13 protein-coding genes are annotated in these 15664 nt (G+C 58.2%); 7 read left to right on the forward strand and 6 right to left on the reverse strand.

What is annotated here, in order from left to right:
* Window positions 1-391: 391 nt before the first annotated feature.
* From rhtA to JJD66_RS23585, 4 genes are all read left to right on the forward strand, one after another.
* Window positions 392-1279, forward strand: a complete 888-nt coding sequence (gene rhtA / locus JJD66_RS23570) for a threonine/homoserine exporter RhtA (RefSeq protein ID WP_105226346.1) — start codon at window positions 392-394, stop codon at window positions 1277-1279.
* A 163-nt stretch (window positions 1280-1442) separates the two neighbouring features.
* The gene (locus JJD66_RS23575; protein ID WP_003190182.1) at window positions 1443-1724 is read left to right on the forward strand and encodes a hypothetical protein; all 282 of its coding nucleotides are present in this window, start codon (window positions 1443-1445) and stop codon (window positions 1722-1724) included.
* Between the two features lie 98 nt (window positions 1725-1822).
* Window positions 1823-2554 carry an SDR family oxidoreductase gene (locus tag JJD66_RS23580; protein ID WP_200649169.1) on the forward strand — a complete coding sequence of 244 codons (732 nt, stop codon included), beginning with the start codon at window positions 1823-1825 and terminating at the stop codon, window positions 2552-2554.
* 34 nt (window positions 2555-2588) lie between these two features.
* Window positions 2589-3179: a 2-hydroxychromene-2-carboxylate isomerase gene (locus JJD66_RS23585; protein WP_200649170.1), complete on the forward strand. Its 591-nt coding sequence runs from the start codon at window positions 2589-2591 to the stop codon at window positions 3177-3179.
* A 38-nt stretch (window positions 3180-3217) separates the two neighbouring features.
* Here JJD66_RS23585 and JJD66_RS23590 read toward each other — a convergent pair whose 3' ends face one another.
* From JJD66_RS23590 to JJD66_RS23610, 5 genes are all read right to left on the reverse strand, one after another.
* Window positions 3218-5026 (reverse strand): aminopeptidase P family protein, encoded by a 1809-nt coding sequence (locus tag JJD66_RS23590; protein ID WP_105226343.1) that lies wholly within the window; start codon window positions 5024-5026, stop codon window positions 3218-3220.
* 49 nt (window positions 5027-5075) lie between these two features.
* A complete protein-coding gene (locus tag JJD66_RS23595; RefSeq protein ID WP_200649171.1) occupies window positions 5076-6236 on the reverse strand; it encodes a cysteine desulfurase family protein in 1161 nt (386 codons plus the stop codon).
* Window positions 6237-6472: 236 nt separating this feature from the next.
* Window positions 6473-7843: a DUF1552 domain-containing protein gene (locus JJD66_RS23600; RefSeq protein WP_200649172.1), complete on the reverse strand. Its 1371-nt coding sequence runs from the start codon at window positions 7841-7843 to the stop codon at window positions 6473-6475.
* A 2-nt stretch (window positions 7844-7845) separates the two neighbouring features.
* The gene (locus tag JJD66_RS23605; protein WP_234452312.1) at window positions 7846-11976 is read right to left on the reverse strand and encodes a DUF1592 domain-containing protein; all 4131 of its coding nucleotides are present in this window, start codon (window positions 11974-11976) and stop codon (window positions 7846-7848) included.
* 331 nt (window positions 11977-12307) lie between these two features.
* Window positions 12308-12577: a hypothetical protein gene (locus tag JJD66_RS23610; protein ID WP_105226340.1), complete on the reverse strand. Its 270-nt coding sequence runs from the start codon at window positions 12575-12577 to the stop codon at window positions 12308-12310.
* A 263-nt stretch (window positions 12578-12840) separates the two neighbouring features.
* On the opposite strand from JJD66_RS23610, the gene JJD66_RS23615 reads away from it, so the two are divergent.
* On the forward strand, window positions 12841-13944 hold the full coding sequence (locus JJD66_RS23615; protein WP_200649174.1) for a sigma-54 interaction domain-containing protein: 1104 nt from the start codon (window positions 12841-12843) through the stop codon (window positions 13942-13944).
* On the opposite strand, the gene JJD66_RS23620 is transcribed toward JJD66_RS23615, so the two are convergent.
* On the reverse strand, window positions 13933-14298 hold the full coding sequence (locus JJD66_RS23620) for an antibiotic biosynthesis monooxygenase (protein WP_105229110.1): 366 nt from the start codon (window positions 14296-14298) through the stop codon (window positions 13933-13935). The two genes, JJD66_RS23615 and JJD66_RS23620, sit on opposite strands and share 12 nt — an antisense overlap.
* Window positions 14299-14398: 100 nt before the next feature.
* Between JJD66_RS23620 and soxR the strand changes: the two genes are divergently transcribed.
* Both soxR and JJD66_RS23630 read left to right on the forward strand, forming a co-directional pair.
* Window positions 14399-14848, forward strand: a complete 450-nt coding sequence (gene soxR / locus JJD66_RS23625; RefSeq protein ID WP_198716882.1) for a redox-sensitive transcriptional activator SoxR — start codon at window positions 14399-14401, stop codon at window positions 14846-14848.
* Between the two features lie 84 nt (window positions 14849-14932).
* A complete protein-coding gene (locus tag JJD66_RS23630; protein ID WP_054897881.1) occupies window positions 14933-15391 on the forward strand; it encodes a VOC family protein in 459 nt (152 codons plus the stop codon).
* Window positions 15392-15664: the final 273 nt, after the last annotated feature.

Genomic DNA, 15664 nt, shown 5'->3' on the forward strand with positions numbered 1-15664 from the left:
ATTTCTTCAACAACTTCAACCACTTGCGCTTGCGATCTCTCGTAAGCGGGAGGCGAATTCTACAGCGTTACACGCTGCTGTCAACACCTCTTTTTCAACTTCCTTCTGGCTTCGATGAACTGAAGCAACTTGCTGCCGAAAAATGCGTAACTCATTGTTTGCCAAGGAGTTTTCCGTTTCGACTGCGCCGGAAGTGGGGCGAATTATAGGCTTCCAGAATCTGCCGTCAACCCAATTATTCGGTTTTTCTATCAAATACCTCAAAAACCCGATATCCCCACTATATAGACAGCTACAAGTCAGTATTTGAGCAATATATTGCTCATTCGTTGACAGTTAAGCATCATAGCGCCAGGTATTTATCGATCATGACTTCGGAAGAACTACCGCAATGACCACTCCACCTCGCAGCCTGGCATCCGTATTGTTTCCGATCGGCCTGCTATTGATCGCCATGGCGTCCATCCAATCCGGTGCGTCATTGGCCAAAAGCATGTTTCCTATTGTTGGCGCACAAGGCACCACTGCTCTGCGTTTGATTTTCGCCAGTGTGATCATGCTGGTGCTATTACGCCCATGGCGCGCCACGCTGACAGCCAAGTCCTTGCGCACGGTGATCATTTACGGGATGGCGCTGGGCGGCATGAACTTCCTCTTCTATATGTCCCTTCGCACCGTACCGCTGGGGATTGCCGTAGCACTCGAATTCACAGGCCCGCTTGCCGTCGCTATCTATGCCTCGCGCCGAGCTGTCGACTTCCTGTGGATTGCCCTGGCTATCATCGGCCTGCTGCTGTTGATTCCGACGGGCGAGGCCAGTAGCGGTATCGACTGGGTCGGCGCGGCGTACGCACTGGGCGCAGGCGGATGCTGGGCCCTGTATATTTTGTTCGGCCAAAAGGCTGGGAACGACAATGGTGTACAGACCGCCGCACTCGGCGTAATGATTGCCGCCCTGTTCGTCGCACCGATCGGCATCGTGCATGCGGGCGCCGCACTGCTGACGCCCGCCCTGATCCCTATCGCCATTGGCGTCGCGATTCTGTCCACCGCCTTGCCCTACACCTTGGAGATGGTGGCACTGACTCGCCTCCCTGCTCGCACCTTCGGCACGCTCATGAGCATCGAACCGGCGTTCGGCGCCCTCTCCGGCCTGCTCTTTCTGCATGAGCACTTATCCCTGGCCCAATGGCTGGCCATCACCTGCATTATCCTGGCTTCCGTAGGCGCCACGTTGACGATGCGCAACGAATCCAAACCACTGGTGCCTGCCGACTGATCATCTTTAAAGCCAGCTCTGGTATTTGCCGCTCATTTAGGCCATGTTTAGACCGTAACCGAATGTCATTCATGGAGAATTTCGACACGGACAGCATGAACGCTTCGCTCCAGAGCGAGTAAAGCGGCTCTGTTCTTCTGCAGGGCGGCTATTAAGGATGGGAATGAAACGAATTTTGATACTGTTGCTGGTTGTGGGCATCGCTGGCTGTGCTGCAACCACAAAAACAGAAGTGAAACGGGGTAAAAAAGGGCTGCATATCAACTGTTCTGGCCTGTCCTCCTCCTGGGACCAGTGCTACACCAGTGCAGCCAACTCATGCGGTGCCAAGGGCTACCGGGTGATAGCCAAATCCGGCGACAACTCCGAGGAGCCTGGGGACTATCCCTTCGGCCTCAACCCTGCCGGCTATACCAGCCGCAGTATGATCGTCATCTGCAAATAGCTGCCCGAGCAGTCTTTCCTGACTGCTCATCTTAAATTCCGGCCAATTGCGGCACGAAGGCTAAACTCCTGCTCGATCATCGAGCCAATGGAGTTCCCATGCCGCACAACAAGAAAATCGTATTAGTAGTGGGTGCCGGTGACGCGACCGGCGGCGCCATAGCCAAACGTTTTGCCCGCGAAGGCTACATCGCCTGCGTCACCCGTCGCAGCGCTGACAAACTGCAGCCCCTGGTGGACAGCATTCAATTGGCAGGCGGTGAAGCCCATGGCTTTGCCTGTGATGCCCGCAAAGAAGAAGAGGTGATCGCGCTGGTCGAGCAAATCGAAACCGAGCTGGGGCCTATTGAAGCGTTCGTCTTCAACATCGGCGCCAATGTGCCGTGCAGCATTCTGGAAGAAACCGCACGCAAGTACTTCAAGATCTGGGAGATGGCGTGCTTCTCCGGTTTCCTGAACGCACGGGAAGTCGCCAAGCGCATGGTCACGCGTAACCGCGGCACTATCCTGTTCACCGGCGCCACCGCCGGCTTGCGCGGAAGCGCGGGGTTTGCCGCCTTCGCTGGCGCCAAGCATGGGATACGCGCCCTGGCACAAAGCATGGCGCGGGAGTTAGGCCCGATGAACATCCATGTCGCCCATGTGGTGGTCGACGGTGCAATCGATACCGACTTCATTCGCGAGAATTTCCCGCAAAAATACGCCCTCAAGGATCAGGACGCCCTCCTCAACCCGGACCATATTGCCGACAACTACTGGTTCCTGCATCGCCAGCCACGGGACGCCTGGACGTTCGAACTGGACCTGCGCCCCTGGAACGAAACCTGGTGACTCCCTCTATAACAATAAGTAGTGAGTACAGACCATGAGTAAAACCCTGGAGTTCTTCTTTGATCTCGGCAGCCCCGCCACTTACCTGGCCTATACCCAGTTGCCGGCGCTGTGCGCCAAAACGGGCGCACAGGTGGTGTATCAACCGATGCTGTTGGGCGGTGTATTCAAGGCCACGGGCAATACCTCGCCGATCATGGTACCCGCCAAGGGTCGCTATATGCTCGATGACCTGACGCGTTACGCCAAACGCTACAACGTGCCGCTCAGGTTCAACCCACACTTTCCCATCAATACCTTGGTGCTGATGCGCGCCGTCACCGGCATTCAAATCCACCAGCCTGAGCGCTTCCTCGACTTCATCGACTGCCTGTTCCGCGCACTCTGGGTAGAGGGCCGTCACCTGGGCGACCCAGAGGTCGTGGCCAATGTGCTCACCGAACAGGGGTTCGATCCCGAGCAGGTACTGGCCCTGTCCAATGATGCAGCCGTCAAGGACGCTCTCAAGGACAAAACCGAACAAGCCATTAAACGCGGCGTGTTCGGCGCTCCCAGTTTCTTTGTAGGAAACCAGCTGTTCTTCGGCCAGGACCGTCTGGACTTTGTGCGTGAAGCCCTCAGCTAGATGTTGATTGCGGCCGGCAATGCCTTGGCCGCAACCGATCAAATCGCCGCAGTGCGCACCTGCAACCATTCAAGCGCTGCACCCTTGAGCAGCGGGCTCAAACGCTCACGCACCTGGGCGTGATACGCGTTGAACCATTCACGCTCATCCGCCGTCAGCAACGACGGCTCCAGGCAGCGGGTATCAATCGGGCACAGGGTCAGGGTTTCGAACTTGAGGAATTCGCCAAACTCGGTCTTGCCCGCTTCACGGTTCAACACCAGGTTCTCAATGCGCACGCCCCAACGGCCAGGGCGATAAGTACCCGGCTCAATTGAAGTGATCATCCCTGGCTGCATCGCCGTTTGTGGCGCCGCAGCAGCCTGATAGGCAATCACCTGCGGGCCTTCATGCACGTTGAGGAAATAACCTACGCCGTGGCCTGTGCCGTGACCGTAGTCGACCCCTTCTGCCCAGATCGGCGCACGGGCAATGGCATCCAGCAATGGTGAAAGAATGCCCTTGGGGAACTGCGCACGGGACAGAGCAATCACGCCCTTGAGCACTCGCGTGCAATCGCGTTTCTGCTCCTCACTCGGTGTACCGATAGGCACCATCCGCGTGATGTCCGTGGTTCCGCCCAGGTACTGGCCGCCGGAGTCGATCAAGAGCAAGCCATCACCTTCGATCAGCGCATGCTCTTCTTCGGTGGCATGGTAATGCGGCATCGCGCCGTTGGCGTTGAAGGCGGCAATGGTGTTGAAACTCAGCGATACATAGCCGGGACGGCGGGTACGCGCAGCGGTCAGGTGCTCGTCAATCGTCAGTTCGGTAATGCGCTCACGGCCCAGGGCGCTATCGAGCCAGGCAAAGAATTCGCACAGCGCCGCCCCATCCTGTTCCATGGCTTGGCGGATATGTTCCGCGTCCGCCAGGCTCTTGCGGGATTTGGCCAGTGTGGTGGGGTTTAGGCTTTCAACCAGCTTGACGCCCGCGTCGAGGTTTTCCAGCAAGCCGGCGGTGACGCGGGCGGGGTCTACTTGCAAGCTTGCGCCCGCCGGTACCGCTCGCAGTGCTTGCGCCACCTCGCTGTAATCACGCAGGGTCACGCCATCCTGCTCAAGCACCGCCCGCAGTTGCGCATCGACCTTGCCCAACGCCACAAACAAAGTGGCCTGTTGCTGATTGATCAAGGCAAAGGACACAAACACCGGATTGAACGACACATCAGCGCCGCGCAGGTTGAATAGCCAGGCGATGTCATCCAGCGTCGCGATGAAATGCCAATCGGCGCCCTTGTCTTTCAAACTGGCGCGCAAGGCGGCCAGTTTCTCGCCACGACTGACGGTGGCTTGGGGCGGCAGATGCTGATAGATCGGCTGGTTCGGCAACGCCGGGCGGTCTTGCCAGACTTCATCGAGCACATCGATATCGGTACGCAGACGCGCGCCACGCTCGGCCAACTTGCCACCCAGGGTACGTGCCGAGGCCACGGCCATGACCGCACCGTCCACCGCCACCACGCCACCCTCAGGGGTTTGCTCGGCCAGCCACTCCAACGGTCCAGGCTGACCCGGTTGCAGCTTCACCAACTCGATACCGCTGCCCTTGAGCTCCTTGGTCGCCTGTTCCCAATAACGGCTATCTGCCCAGACCCCGGCAAACTCCGCCGTGACGATCAGGGTGCCCACCGAACCATGAAAACCGGACAACCACTGGCGCCCTTGCCAGTAACCCGGCAAATACTCGGACAAGTGCGGGTCCGCCGACGGCACCAGCAGGGCGTGAATGCCTTCGCGGCGCATCAGTTCACGGGTATGCGCCAAGCGCTGGGGAACCGTTCCATGGGTCAAAGGCTGCGTACTCATTGTGTCTCCTGCTAACCACTAATAATTGTTATGTATTGCAAATGAAGTATCAGACAGCCCAGAACGCTGGTGCGCTGGCCTGTACCGTCTTGATCAATTGCACAGCGTCGTCGATATCCCGCTCGGTGGTGAACCGGCCCAGGCTCAAGCGAATAGTGCGACCAGCGCTGCGGGCATCATGCCCCAGGGCCACCAGGACGTGGGACGGTGCATTGCTAGCCGAATTGCACGCTGAAGTCGCCGAAAAGGCAATGCCCGCACTCAAGGCGGCAGCATTGAATTCGCCTTCGCTGAACGTCAGGCTGAGAGTGTGGGGAATACGCTGGGTTGGGCTGCCATTGAGGCGTACTCCGGGAATCGAAGCCAACTGCTCCAACAAGCGCTCACGCAAGGCCACGATCTGCGCCTTTTCCTCAGCAAAGTACGCCGCCGCCAGAGCGAACGCCGTGCCCATGCCCGCAATCTGATGCGTCGCCAGGGTGCCCGAACGCAAGCCACCTTCGTGGCCGCCGCCATGAATCTGTGCCAACACTTTCTGCTGCGCACGAGGCCCAACGTACAGCGCGCCAATGCCTTTTGGGCCGTAGAGCTTGTGGGCGGAAAAAGACATCAAATCCACCGACCACTGCGCCAGGTCAATGGCAACCTTGCCCGCCCCCTGTGCCGCATCCACGTGAAACAGCGCGCCCTGCTCACGCACCCGCGCGCCGATAGCCGGAATGTCGTTAAGGGTGCCCAGTTCATTATTGACCAGCATCAACGACACCAGGAAGGTGTCCTCACGCAATGCCTCACTGACAGCCTGAGCGCTGATCAAGCCATCGGCATCGGGCACCAGATAGGTCACAGCCACGCCGGCTTCCTGCAACTGCCGCGCGGTGTCGAGTGTGGCCTTGTGCTCGATCTGGCTGGTGATGATATGCCCACCCGCCAGCCCTCGCGCCTGGGCCACCCCTTTGATCGCAAGGTTGTTGGACTCGGTGGCACCGGAAGTCCAGACAATTTGCTCAGGCTGGGCGCCGACCAATTCGGCTACCTGCCGTCGCGCCTGCTCAACCGTTTGCCGGGCCGCCTGGCCGAATGCATGGGAACTGGACGCAGGGTTGCCAAAATTGGCATTGAAACCCAGGCATTCGACCATCACCTGGATAACTCGCTCATCCACTGGCGTGGTGGCGGCATAGTCGAAATACAACGGACGTTTATTCATGGCGTAAAACTCGCAGAGCGTGTTCCCGAGAGCGGCCTCCCGGGGGCATCGAACAGAACAGAGGTCGTCAGGTTTAACTGATCGAGTGCCATTGAAGAAGAACCACGTGATGTAAATGTGCGTAGGAACGCTCCTGATTTTCAGCTTAACAGGCTCAAAGGCGATTGGGTGCAAATGCAAAAAGCCGAAAAATCCGCCATACGGACTTTTCGGCTTTTAGTGCAGCTCCAGGCGACTCAAACGTTAGTAAACAACCCGCTCACCGGATCGATGTTTCCGTTGTAGGGCACATCGGTTCCGGCTGCCCGGGCGATGGTGGCCCAGATTCGCTGCATATCGACCATTTTATTGCCAATGACCGGGTTGCCTTCTTGTTGACGATCACCCTGGGTCGTGATGTTGAAATAGCGTCCTGCGCCATCGCCGCTCTTCAACAACCCGCTGGCCCCGCCCATCAGTACCAGCGGCATATCCTTCGTATGCTCGGGGGCACCATCGGCCATCTCGCTGGTGAATACCACAAGCGTGTGTTCAAGCAGGCTGTCACCCGGCACGTCGGGATCGGCACGCTTCGCCAACTCGTCCATGAACAACTTGGCTCGCTGGGTATACCACTGCCGGGATCGTTTCCATACGTCCAGCCCGGCATAACGATGGGCGCAATCATGGGGGTTGGTCACATTACTGACGTCCAGGATATTGAGCGACTCCGCCGAGCGCCCGACTTGAATCGTCGCTACACGCGTGATGCCACACCCCAGCGCTGTGGCAACCACCTGATGGTGGTGATGCTGTACCTGGTTACGAAATTCCGCAGATTTGAACGGCAACGTGTCCATCTGCAAAGGCGAACATTCGCCAATGGGTGGCAGAGTTTCTTCCATGTCTTTCATGACCTGCTCAACCGAATCAAGCTGCATATCGAGCTTCTGTTTTTGCGCCCCCGCAAGCCTGCCTCGCAGCTCGTTGATATCCGCCAGCACCGGATCAAATACATGCCTGTTCCGCACCTGCTGCTCGCGCACCTCACGACTGACCGTGCCAAAGATTTTCTCGTACATCAACACCGGGTCCTGCTCAGGCCTGCGCATTGCGCCGCCATTTTCCGGCCCTTCCCAGGATACCTGCCAGGCGGTCCCGTCAATGCCTGAATGCGGTCCGGCAAAAAGACTCCGCTGGGACGGATCGGTCCCCGGCATATGGCGACCAAGCAACACATCAATCGACGCCATCTTCTTCTCACGGTCGCGCAACGCCCACGTCCAGCCGTTATGGCCTTCATTGCCGGGGCCCAGAATCGTGCCACGCAGGTACAAGGACTGGTTTTTATAGGCCGCAAGCTCCTGGCTGACCTCGTTGAGCTGGAAGTCGGAAGTGTCCAAAGCTTCGGCAACGGGATGCCAGAGGCCTCGACCATCACTGGAATAGGCGGTTGCAGAGTCGACTGCCAGGCCATCAGGTACCACAAAGAAAACCACCTTCAACCTGGCCTGCTGGCTTTGCCCGGCCAAGGCCATGCGCGCCAGGCCACACTGGGTGAGCGGGCCGAACACACCTACCGCAGCCAGGCCGGTCAGAAAGCGACGACGACTTTTCAAGATATCCATGATCAATCCCTCTGCGTCTTGAATTGGAACGCGTTGGAGGTGCCCAGCGTGCGCAGCATCGCTGGTAATGAGCCATTGCCCTTCAGCCCGTCGACCAATGCCTTGACCGTTGCGGAAGTGGACTCGTCGGATTTGTTGCCCGAAGCGAAACGGAAATAGCTATCCGCCATGCAGAACAGAGACGCCGAGTTGTGCGCGATCAGCTTGGAAATACCGCGCACATCGTCGATAGGCACCGCGCCATCAACCCCAATGAACGGACCGGACGCTTTGATCGGCAACTGCACAGGGAACTGCGCGTAGTTGTAGGCAGGCTCCTGCTGGCGATAGCGCCCGGCAGCGTCGTAATGCTCCATCGATGCCCCGGTGTCGTTCATGTACTGATGACACTGCCAGCAACGCCCTCCCGAAGCCTGCTCACCATTAATCAGGTCCCAGCGTTCACGGGTACTGATCGCACGCGCAGGGTAGGCCGGCTCTGTGGGCTCGGCTTCGACCGGCGCCCCAAACTCCCGGCAGAAAAGCTGCTCGCGAATGGCAATGCCGCGCTTGACCAGTGAGGTGACCTGATAGTCAGAGGTAGAGGCCTGAAAAAGCCCCAAGTGCAACAAGCCACCCCGTTTCTCATCCACGGCGACTTTGTGCAGCGTGTCACCGGTTACGCCGCCGATACCGTAGTGTTCGGCCAGAGCCTTGTTGAGGAACGTCACACCGGGGTTGAACAGCTCGTCCAACGTCCCCTTGCCGTCGAGCATCACGTGACGGGTCAACAGGGCCTGCTCCTGGGTCATCAACTGGATCATCTGTGCGCTCAGGCCGGGCTTCTCCTGCACCCCGCGCTGAGTCTTGATGTAGTAACTGATGAACCGATTGAACTGCTCAAGCCCGCGCTCACTGCGCATCATTCGGTCTATTTCTGCGCTGATTTGCTGCACTGTCTGCAACTCGTTGCGCTCTGCCTTGGCCAGCAGTTGCGCGTCCGGAGTGGTGCCTTGATAGGTGTAGGACAATGCAGTTGCGGTCTCATAAGGGGTCAGTTTGTAGACCTCGGCCTGCCGTGCGACAGCCTGGCCCAACTCCGAGCGATACAGGAAGTTGGGCGACAACAGCAGCGCAGCGATCAGCGCCCGCTCTCCGTGCTCATCCAACACCGCCTGATAACGCGACAACTCAGACGGGCTCAAAGGACGGCGGAACACTTGATAACCCAGGGCACTGACCTCAAGGGTACCGGCAGTGGATTTGAAGCGTTTTACACGTTGAGGTGCCACCTGCTCGGCGATCGACACCGCCATGCCATACAGCTGCTTGATGTCTTCAGCCTGCAGCAGCCCTTTGCTGGCTTCACCTGGGAACTTGAAGTCTTTCTCGGATTTATCTGCCGGCAGCTTCTGAGTATTGACCTCCACACCCAGTATGTCCTTGACACTGGCCGCGTATTCATCGCGCGTCAGCAAGCGCAACTGCCGCTTGCCGTGAGCCTCGTTCGGGCTCAGGTAGGGCGCCCACACCACCTCAAACAAATGCTTGCTGATTTCGGTAGCGCAGGTGGCGTCGCAATGCCCGGCCACCGGCATGCTCTGGATTTGCCGCACCAACGCATCCTGGCCAGCACTGCTCCATGCAACCGCCATGCGCAGGTTGTTGAAAAACTCCACCGCGTGGCATTTGGTGCAGGATTCGGCAAGCACTGTTTCGCCCAATTTCGGTTCATGACGGTAACTGATAGGTAACAGTTGCTCGTCCTGGCTGTCCTCGTTGATACGCAGCGCTACCTGTTCCGGCTGTGGCAGCTCCTGTGGGTAAAAGGGATAGATGACCTCGTAATCCCCATAGTCCAGAAGCTCGGTGACACTTTCGCCCCAAGGCACCTGCACCACTTTGGGCTCGGTGCTCGTAGAGCCCTTGAGCTTGAGGGTGAAATGCCAACTGGAATCCGTTACTGACGCAGGCTTGGGCGGAGCCAATACCGTGATCTTGATATCCAGCTTGATCGGCCGCTCACGGTACTGCATGTTCAACACGTGCTTGTTGTCGTCAGCAGACAAGGTGAGTGAAGTATTGCGCGTCTGCGGAATCCAGTTTTTCACATCATTGAGCCGAACCTGGTAAGTCCCGTAGGGCAGCCCCTTGAGCACCAAGGCGGCATAACTGTCAGCAGGGTTCAACGATGTATGGAACTGGCGGGTATTACCGCCCGGAGCGATCAGCGTGCCACTGATCATCTCATTCTCCAGTTCAGGTGCCGGTGCGAGCGCCGGCCGCAGGGTCAACTCTGTATTCGGCAACCCTGTTGGGTCATAACTGACGCGATAGATCACCCCGGCGACGTCATCGGAGATCAGCAGGCTGTTGTCCGGTAGCGCCAGGAAGTCAGCCGGCCGACCAATGCAGGAGTCGTCCAGGCAATACACATCGAAACGCAGGGGGTCCTGGATAAACCCATTGATCAACGGGATCTGATTGACCACTCGCGTTCCGTCCTGGATCGAGACAAGTCGCACATCCATACCCGGCCGCTCGGCCGTGCCCGCCCCATGCACGGCAACCAGCATGTTCTGCGAACGTGTGCGAGCCGGGTAACCACTCCAGAACTTCAGCCCCAGGGGTGCGGTGTTGGTACCCAATTCAAAGGCGGCCGGCACGTAGTCTTTCGGGTCGATCTGCTGCCGGGACTTATCGGAAACAATCGCTCCCTGAACCAAGGGCGGCTGGATCACCCCCGGGTTGCCAAACTCCTCATCGGTGAAACCCGGCGTACCTTTGCCAAACAGATAGGGCACGCCGAAGTGCAGGTTTGGACCGCTGATGCGGTTGATTTCGTCGGGGTTGGGGTAGCCCTGGCGGTTGTTGTCGGTGAACCAGACTTCACCGGTCTGCGGGTTCCAGTCGAACCCCACAGAGTTGCGCACCCCTTTTGCAAGAATCTGCGCTTTACCGGTCACGGTGTCATAACGCAGTAACGTGCCGTAACGCGGGTCAGGGGGGATCATGCACAGGTTGCAAGGAATGCCGACAGCGGTGTACAGGCCAGTGTCGGCGGGATCCAGCGGGTTGAAATGCAAAGGGTGCTTCATATGCCAGAAGCGCGTGCTTGAGCCAGACGCCACCGAAGGCAGAGGAAATGGCGCATCGTCGGCGGGGAACTTGAACACCCGCTCAGGCGAAGGATCCTTGTAATGCGCATCGGCATCGCGCAAACGATAGAGGCCGCCAGTGGTCGAGTAGTACAAATCACCGTCGCGATACACCACCCCGTGCGGCTCCTCCAACCCGCTGGCAATCACGTAAATGCCGGTAGGTTTGCCGGCATTGTCCAGGGGTAAGGCATAGATCATATCGGCGATTTTCCCGTCATAGACGTAGGATGGAATCGCACTGGAGCCCACATAGAGCACGTCCTTGCCCATCGCCATCTGCCGAGGCTGTATCAGCCCCTGGGCAAACAATTCAATCTTGACCCCTGGCAGGCCGCTGAGCCTGCCCACCTGCACCGGTGGCCGATACTTCAGGGTGACCGCCTGTTCCTCACCCTCCTCTCGCTGGAAGGAAACGATACGCGGTGTGTTCAAGGGCACAAACCCACCAGCGGGGTTCATCACCAGTTGGTAGTCGCAGGCCTTCAGGTTATCGAGGTGAATGGTTTCGCCGGACTTGGCACTGATCGGGATCTCCTCGGCTTTGCAGCGCAATACGCCAGTGACTACCTGATCGGCCCGCGCCACGCCCGGGGTTGGCTGGCTGATCGGCCCCCGGCCGCTTAACGTGCTGAAGTTCAGGGTCAGACGGTTACCCTGGAAGCCACCGCATTCCCCCAGATCCTTCCAGGCATCGCCCCAAATCTCGACACCATGAGAGGATGGCTGCCCGGGGTTGTAATCGGACTGGTTGCACCATTGCCAACTGCCCGGCCCGTGCGGCGACTTGTCAGTATCCTTCCAACATTCAAACTCGTGGGTTTTGTCCTGCTGGTTTTTGTTCTGCACCTGGTCGCCTTGTTCGTAGACGGACCCAGCTTTGTAGGCGGGTGCCGTACAGGCCGCCGCCGAAACCTCCACACTCAGCAACGCGAAGACCAAGCCGGACAAACCCCAACCACAGCGCGAAACAAGCAACCCCCACCCGATCGACATCCTCATGATCACCAGCCTCAATGGCAGGCCAGGCGTATTTCTATCGAAGAAAGACTGCGCAGTTTCACGATCCCGTCAGAAAGCACCCAGCACGGAGTCACGCGCCGCGAACGGCTGGCGCAACCCGAAGTACATTCAATTTGGAATGTCTTGCAATGCTATTCCACAGCGAAACTACGACATGGCACGAAGCCAAAGAGACAGGAAAAATCAGACACTCGACTCAACCATCCGCCTGCATCAGGCAGCCGTGATGCGTTGCTAAGGCTAAGTTCTAGCCGACAGATATCAACTCGTCAAACCGGAAGACGTACCTGTCGTCACCCGGCTCTCAACTCGCACGGCCGCTGCGCTGTGCAGCGCGCTGTGCGTTCATTTCAGCCTGCTGATCAAAGCCAAAGGTTTTCTGTGGCTGGCCAGTCAGGGCAGCACGCTGCTGTTGGTATTCATCAAATGACAACCCGCGACGACTCAACGCTTCCAACGCCAACTGTTTGGTTTCTTCTGCCGTGTAAGGGCGCATCTCAGGTGAAGGGTGAGTCGCGCACCCGGCGAGAACAGAGATGACAAACAGTAACGAAATAGCGAGTAGACGGTTCATGGCGGCGGTCCTGCTGAGAAGGTTTCGAGTCAATGAACACAGGCTACTCCCGCCCCCCTGCCATGAAAAATCAACGCCCGTGATAGTCGCTATCAACCGTTACAGCAGGTTCGATAGCGTGCCCCACATATTCACTTTAGATCTATAAATATTTAAATATATTCATTTACGGAATAAAACCAACCCTTTATAAGTGGCGTCACGTAGCCCGACTGTTCGCTACGCAACCGTTGCCCTGGCGACAGCCCTTCAACGAGGTGCCCATGCAGTTGTTGACCCTACCGCCCTCCCCCACACTCGCGACCTCGATCCGCGCCACCGCTCAGGTCTTTGAGGACCCTAAATCCCAGGCCTTGCTCAACCACATCCAGCAAGTGGCGCCCAGCGACGCAAGCGTGTTGATCATCGGCGAAACCGGTACCGGCAAAGAGCTGGTGGCGCGCCATATCCACAACCTCAGCGCACGGCGCAACCGGCCGTTCGTGGCGGTGAACTGCGGGGCATTCTCCGAATCCCTGGTGGAAGCCGAGCTGTTCGGCCATGACAAAGGTGCCTTTACCGGTGCTCTGAGTGCCAAGGCCGGCTGGTTCGAAGAGGCTGACGGCGGTACTTTGTTCCTCGATGAGATCGGGGATCTACCAATGGCGATCCAGGTCAAACTGTTGCGGGTATTGCAGGAGCGTGAAGTCGTACGCCTGGGCTCGCGCAAAAGCATTGCGATTGATGTGCGCGTGCTCGCCGCGACCAACGTACAACTGGAAAAGGCCATCAACGCCGGGCATTTCCGCGAGGACCTCTACTACCGTCTCGCCGTAGTCAGCCTGGAACTCAGCCCACTGCGCGAGCGCCCTGGCGATATCCTGCCGCTGACCTGGCACTTTATCGAAGTCTACCGTCGGCGCCTGGGCTACGGCCCGATCACCATCAGCCGTGAGGCCGAGCACAAGCTCAAGAGCTACAGCTGGCCAGGCAACATCCGCGAATTGGAAAACGTCATCCATCACACCCTACTGATCTGTCACAAGGGCGTGATAGGGCGCGACGATTTGCGCCTGTCGAACATGCGTATCGAGCGCCAGGACGACAACCCGCACCACATTGATAACAGCGCCGAAGCCTTGCTGGCGCGGGCGTTTCAAACGCTGTTCGAGGAACAGGCCGGCGCCCTGCATGAAAAGGTCGAAGACGCACTCTTACGTGCGGCCTACCGCTTCAGCCATTACAACCAGGTGCATACCGCCAACCTGCTGGGCCTGAGCCGCAACGTCACGCGCTCGCGCTTGATCAAGCTCGGCGAGCTGGCGGTGAACAAACGTCGACCTGGCGAAAACGTGCAGGGCGGGCGGATGCTGCATTTATCCATTTAGGCGACAGTGCAGCGCGTTGTCATGGCTGCGCTCGAAGCTTTGCAGCACCTGGAACGAACCGAAGGTCACCGCCGTTGCCTGGTGGGCGCGAATCAGCGTCCAGAAATCTTCGCCGCGCTGCTCGAAGTACTTGAACGCCGCCTCGCCATCTGCGCGCGATTGCCATTGCAAGTAATTGAGCACCCGCCGGCCATCCTCGCTGACCTGCACGCTGGCACTCAGAAAACCATCGTGGCCCTCGGCCAGTCGCTCGCTTTGAGTGGACAAGGCCGCCACCAGGGCATCTTGCTGCTGGGGGTTGATCTGAAACTCGATCAATTGAGTGAAGCTGCGACACTTCTCCGATACCTGCATGAACACTCCCCTCTCTTTGTAGGCAGAATCTTGCGATTCGATGCCCCGCAGGGTAAAACCTCTAGTTAAGTCGAGGTCAAGCACTGTTTGGGAGATGTTCATGCTCAATAAGGAACTCAGCGTCGGGCAGCTCGCTGCTCGCAGCGGCGTAGCGGTTACTGCCCTGCACTTCTACGAGGCAAAAGGGCTGATCAAGAGCAATCGCAATGCGGGTAACCAGCGGCGTTATCCACGGGATGTATTGCGGCGCGTAGTGGTGATCAAGATCGCCCAGCGCTTGGGCATTCCGCTGGCTACCATTGGCGAGGCATTACGCACCTTGCCCGATGAGCGCGCCCCCAATGTTCACGACTGGGAGCGCCTATCGGCGTTGTGGCGTGAAGATCTGGATGAGCGCATCAACAAACTGGTGCTGCTGCGCGACAGGCTCAATGGCTGCATCGGTTGCGGGTGCTTATCGATGGAGGCGTGCCCGTTACGCAATCAGGACGATAAGCTCGCTGAGTATGGGCCGGGCGCCCAACTGCTGGAGCCCACCACACCGTCTTGATAAAAGCACCTCGTCGGTTGCCCGCAGGCCACGCATTACGTGGCCTATAGTGAAATGTTCATACCTCGACTCAGGGAGAATGTCATGAACGTCAAAGCTATTCCCGACGGTTATCACAGCCTCACACCTTATATGGGCATCGACAAAGCGGGCGAGGCCATCGAGTTCTACAAAAAAGCCTTTGGCGCCACGCAAGTCATGCGCCTGGACATGCCCGACGGCAGGGTGGGTCATGCCGAACTGCGGATTGGTGATTCGTCGCTGATGCTCGGTACGCCCTGCGATCAAATGGCCCTGCGCAATCCGGATGAGCACACCAGCATTGGTCTGCATCTGTATGTGGAAGATGTGGATGCACAATTTCAACGAGCGGTTGATGCCGGCGCCACCGTGGTGTCCGAGCCGAAGGATCAGTTTTATGGCGACCGCTCTGCGAGCGTGAAAGATCCGTTCGGTCATCTCTGGTTCCTGGCCACACACAAGGAAGACCTCACCGAGGAGCAGATCCGCCAGCGCGCCATGGAGTTGTTCAAGCAAGGCTGATAGTTGCAGCGCAATGCACCTCCCATGTGGGAGCTGGTTTTGCCTGCAATGAGACGACTCGGTGCATCCGTTGGATCGAGTCGATGTCATCGCAGCATAGGTATCTACACAACTTTGTAGGCTGTAGCAGCCGACGGTAACCACGATGCGAAGCGAGACGCTCTTGATCTTGATCTGCTTTTGATCTTAGGCGCCCCGTTAAACCACGCTGGCCGGAATTCGACAGGGATTTGGGGGGTAAACCGGCAGGGATGCCGGTTTAGCCGCCCCGCG

The organism is Pseudomonas sp. MF6751 (assembly GCF_016613265.1).
In the GTDB taxonomy this organism is placed as follows: domain Bacteria; phylum Pseudomonadota; class Gammaproteobacteria; order Pseudomonadales; family Pseudomonadaceae; genus Aquipseudomonas; species Aquipseudomonas fluorescens_BV.

What these genes read in the sequence shown, in the direction of transcription:
- rhtA (WP_105226346.1), top strand. Translation starts at nt 392, where the DNA reads ATGACCACTCCACCTCGCAGCCTGGCATCCGTATTGTTTCCGATCGGC.
- JJD66_RS23585 (WP_200649170.1), top strand. Translation starts at nt 2,589, where the DNA reads ATGAGTAAAACCCTGGAGTTCTTCTTTGATCTCGGCAGCCCCGCCACT.
- JJD66_RS23590 (WP_105226343.1), bottom strand. Translation starts at nt 5,026, where the DNA reads ATGAGTACGCAGCCTTTGACCCATGGAACGGTTCCCCAGCGCTTGGCG.
- JJD66_RS23575 (WP_003190182.1), top strand. Translation starts at nt 1,443, where the DNA reads ATGAAACGAATTTTGATACTGTTGCTGGTTGTGGGCATCGCTGGCTGT.
- JJD66_RS23620 (WP_105229110.1), bottom strand. Translation starts at nt 14,298, where the DNA reads ATGCAGGTATCGGAGAAGTGTCGCAGCTTCACTCAATTGATCGAGTTT.
- JJD66_RS23580 (WP_200649169.1), top strand. Translation starts at nt 1,823, where the DNA reads ATGCCGCACAACAAGAAAATCGTATTAGTAGTGGGTGCCGGTGACGCG.
- JJD66_RS23615 (WP_200649174.1), top strand. Translation starts at nt 12,841, where the DNA reads ATGCAGTTGTTGACCCTACCGCCCTCCCCCACACTCGCGACCTCGATC.
- soxR (WP_198716882.1), top strand. Translation starts at nt 14,399, where the DNA reads ATGCTCAATAAGGAACTCAGCGTCGGGCAGCTCGCTGCTCGCAGCGGC.
- JJD66_RS23630 (WP_054897881.1), top strand. Translation starts at nt 14,933, where the DNA reads ATGAACGTCAAAGCTATTCCCGACGGTTATCACAGCCTCACACCTTAT.
- JJD66_RS23610 (WP_105226340.1), bottom strand. Translation starts at nt 12,577, where the DNA reads ATGAACCGTCTACTCGCTATTTCGTTACTGTTTGTCATCTCTGTTCTC.
- JJD66_RS23605 (WP_234452312.1), bottom strand. Translation starts at nt 11,976, where the DNA reads ATGTCGATCGGGTGGGGGTTGCTTGTTTCGCGCTGTGGTTGGGGTTTG.
- JJD66_RS23595 (WP_200649171.1), bottom strand. Translation starts at nt 6,236, where the DNA reads ATGAATAAACGTCCGTTGTATTTCGACTATGCCGCCACCACGCCAGTG.
- JJD66_RS23600 (WP_200649172.1), bottom strand. Translation starts at nt 7,843, where the DNA reads ATGGATATCTTGAAAAGTCGTCGTCGCTTTCTGACCGGCCTGGCTGCG.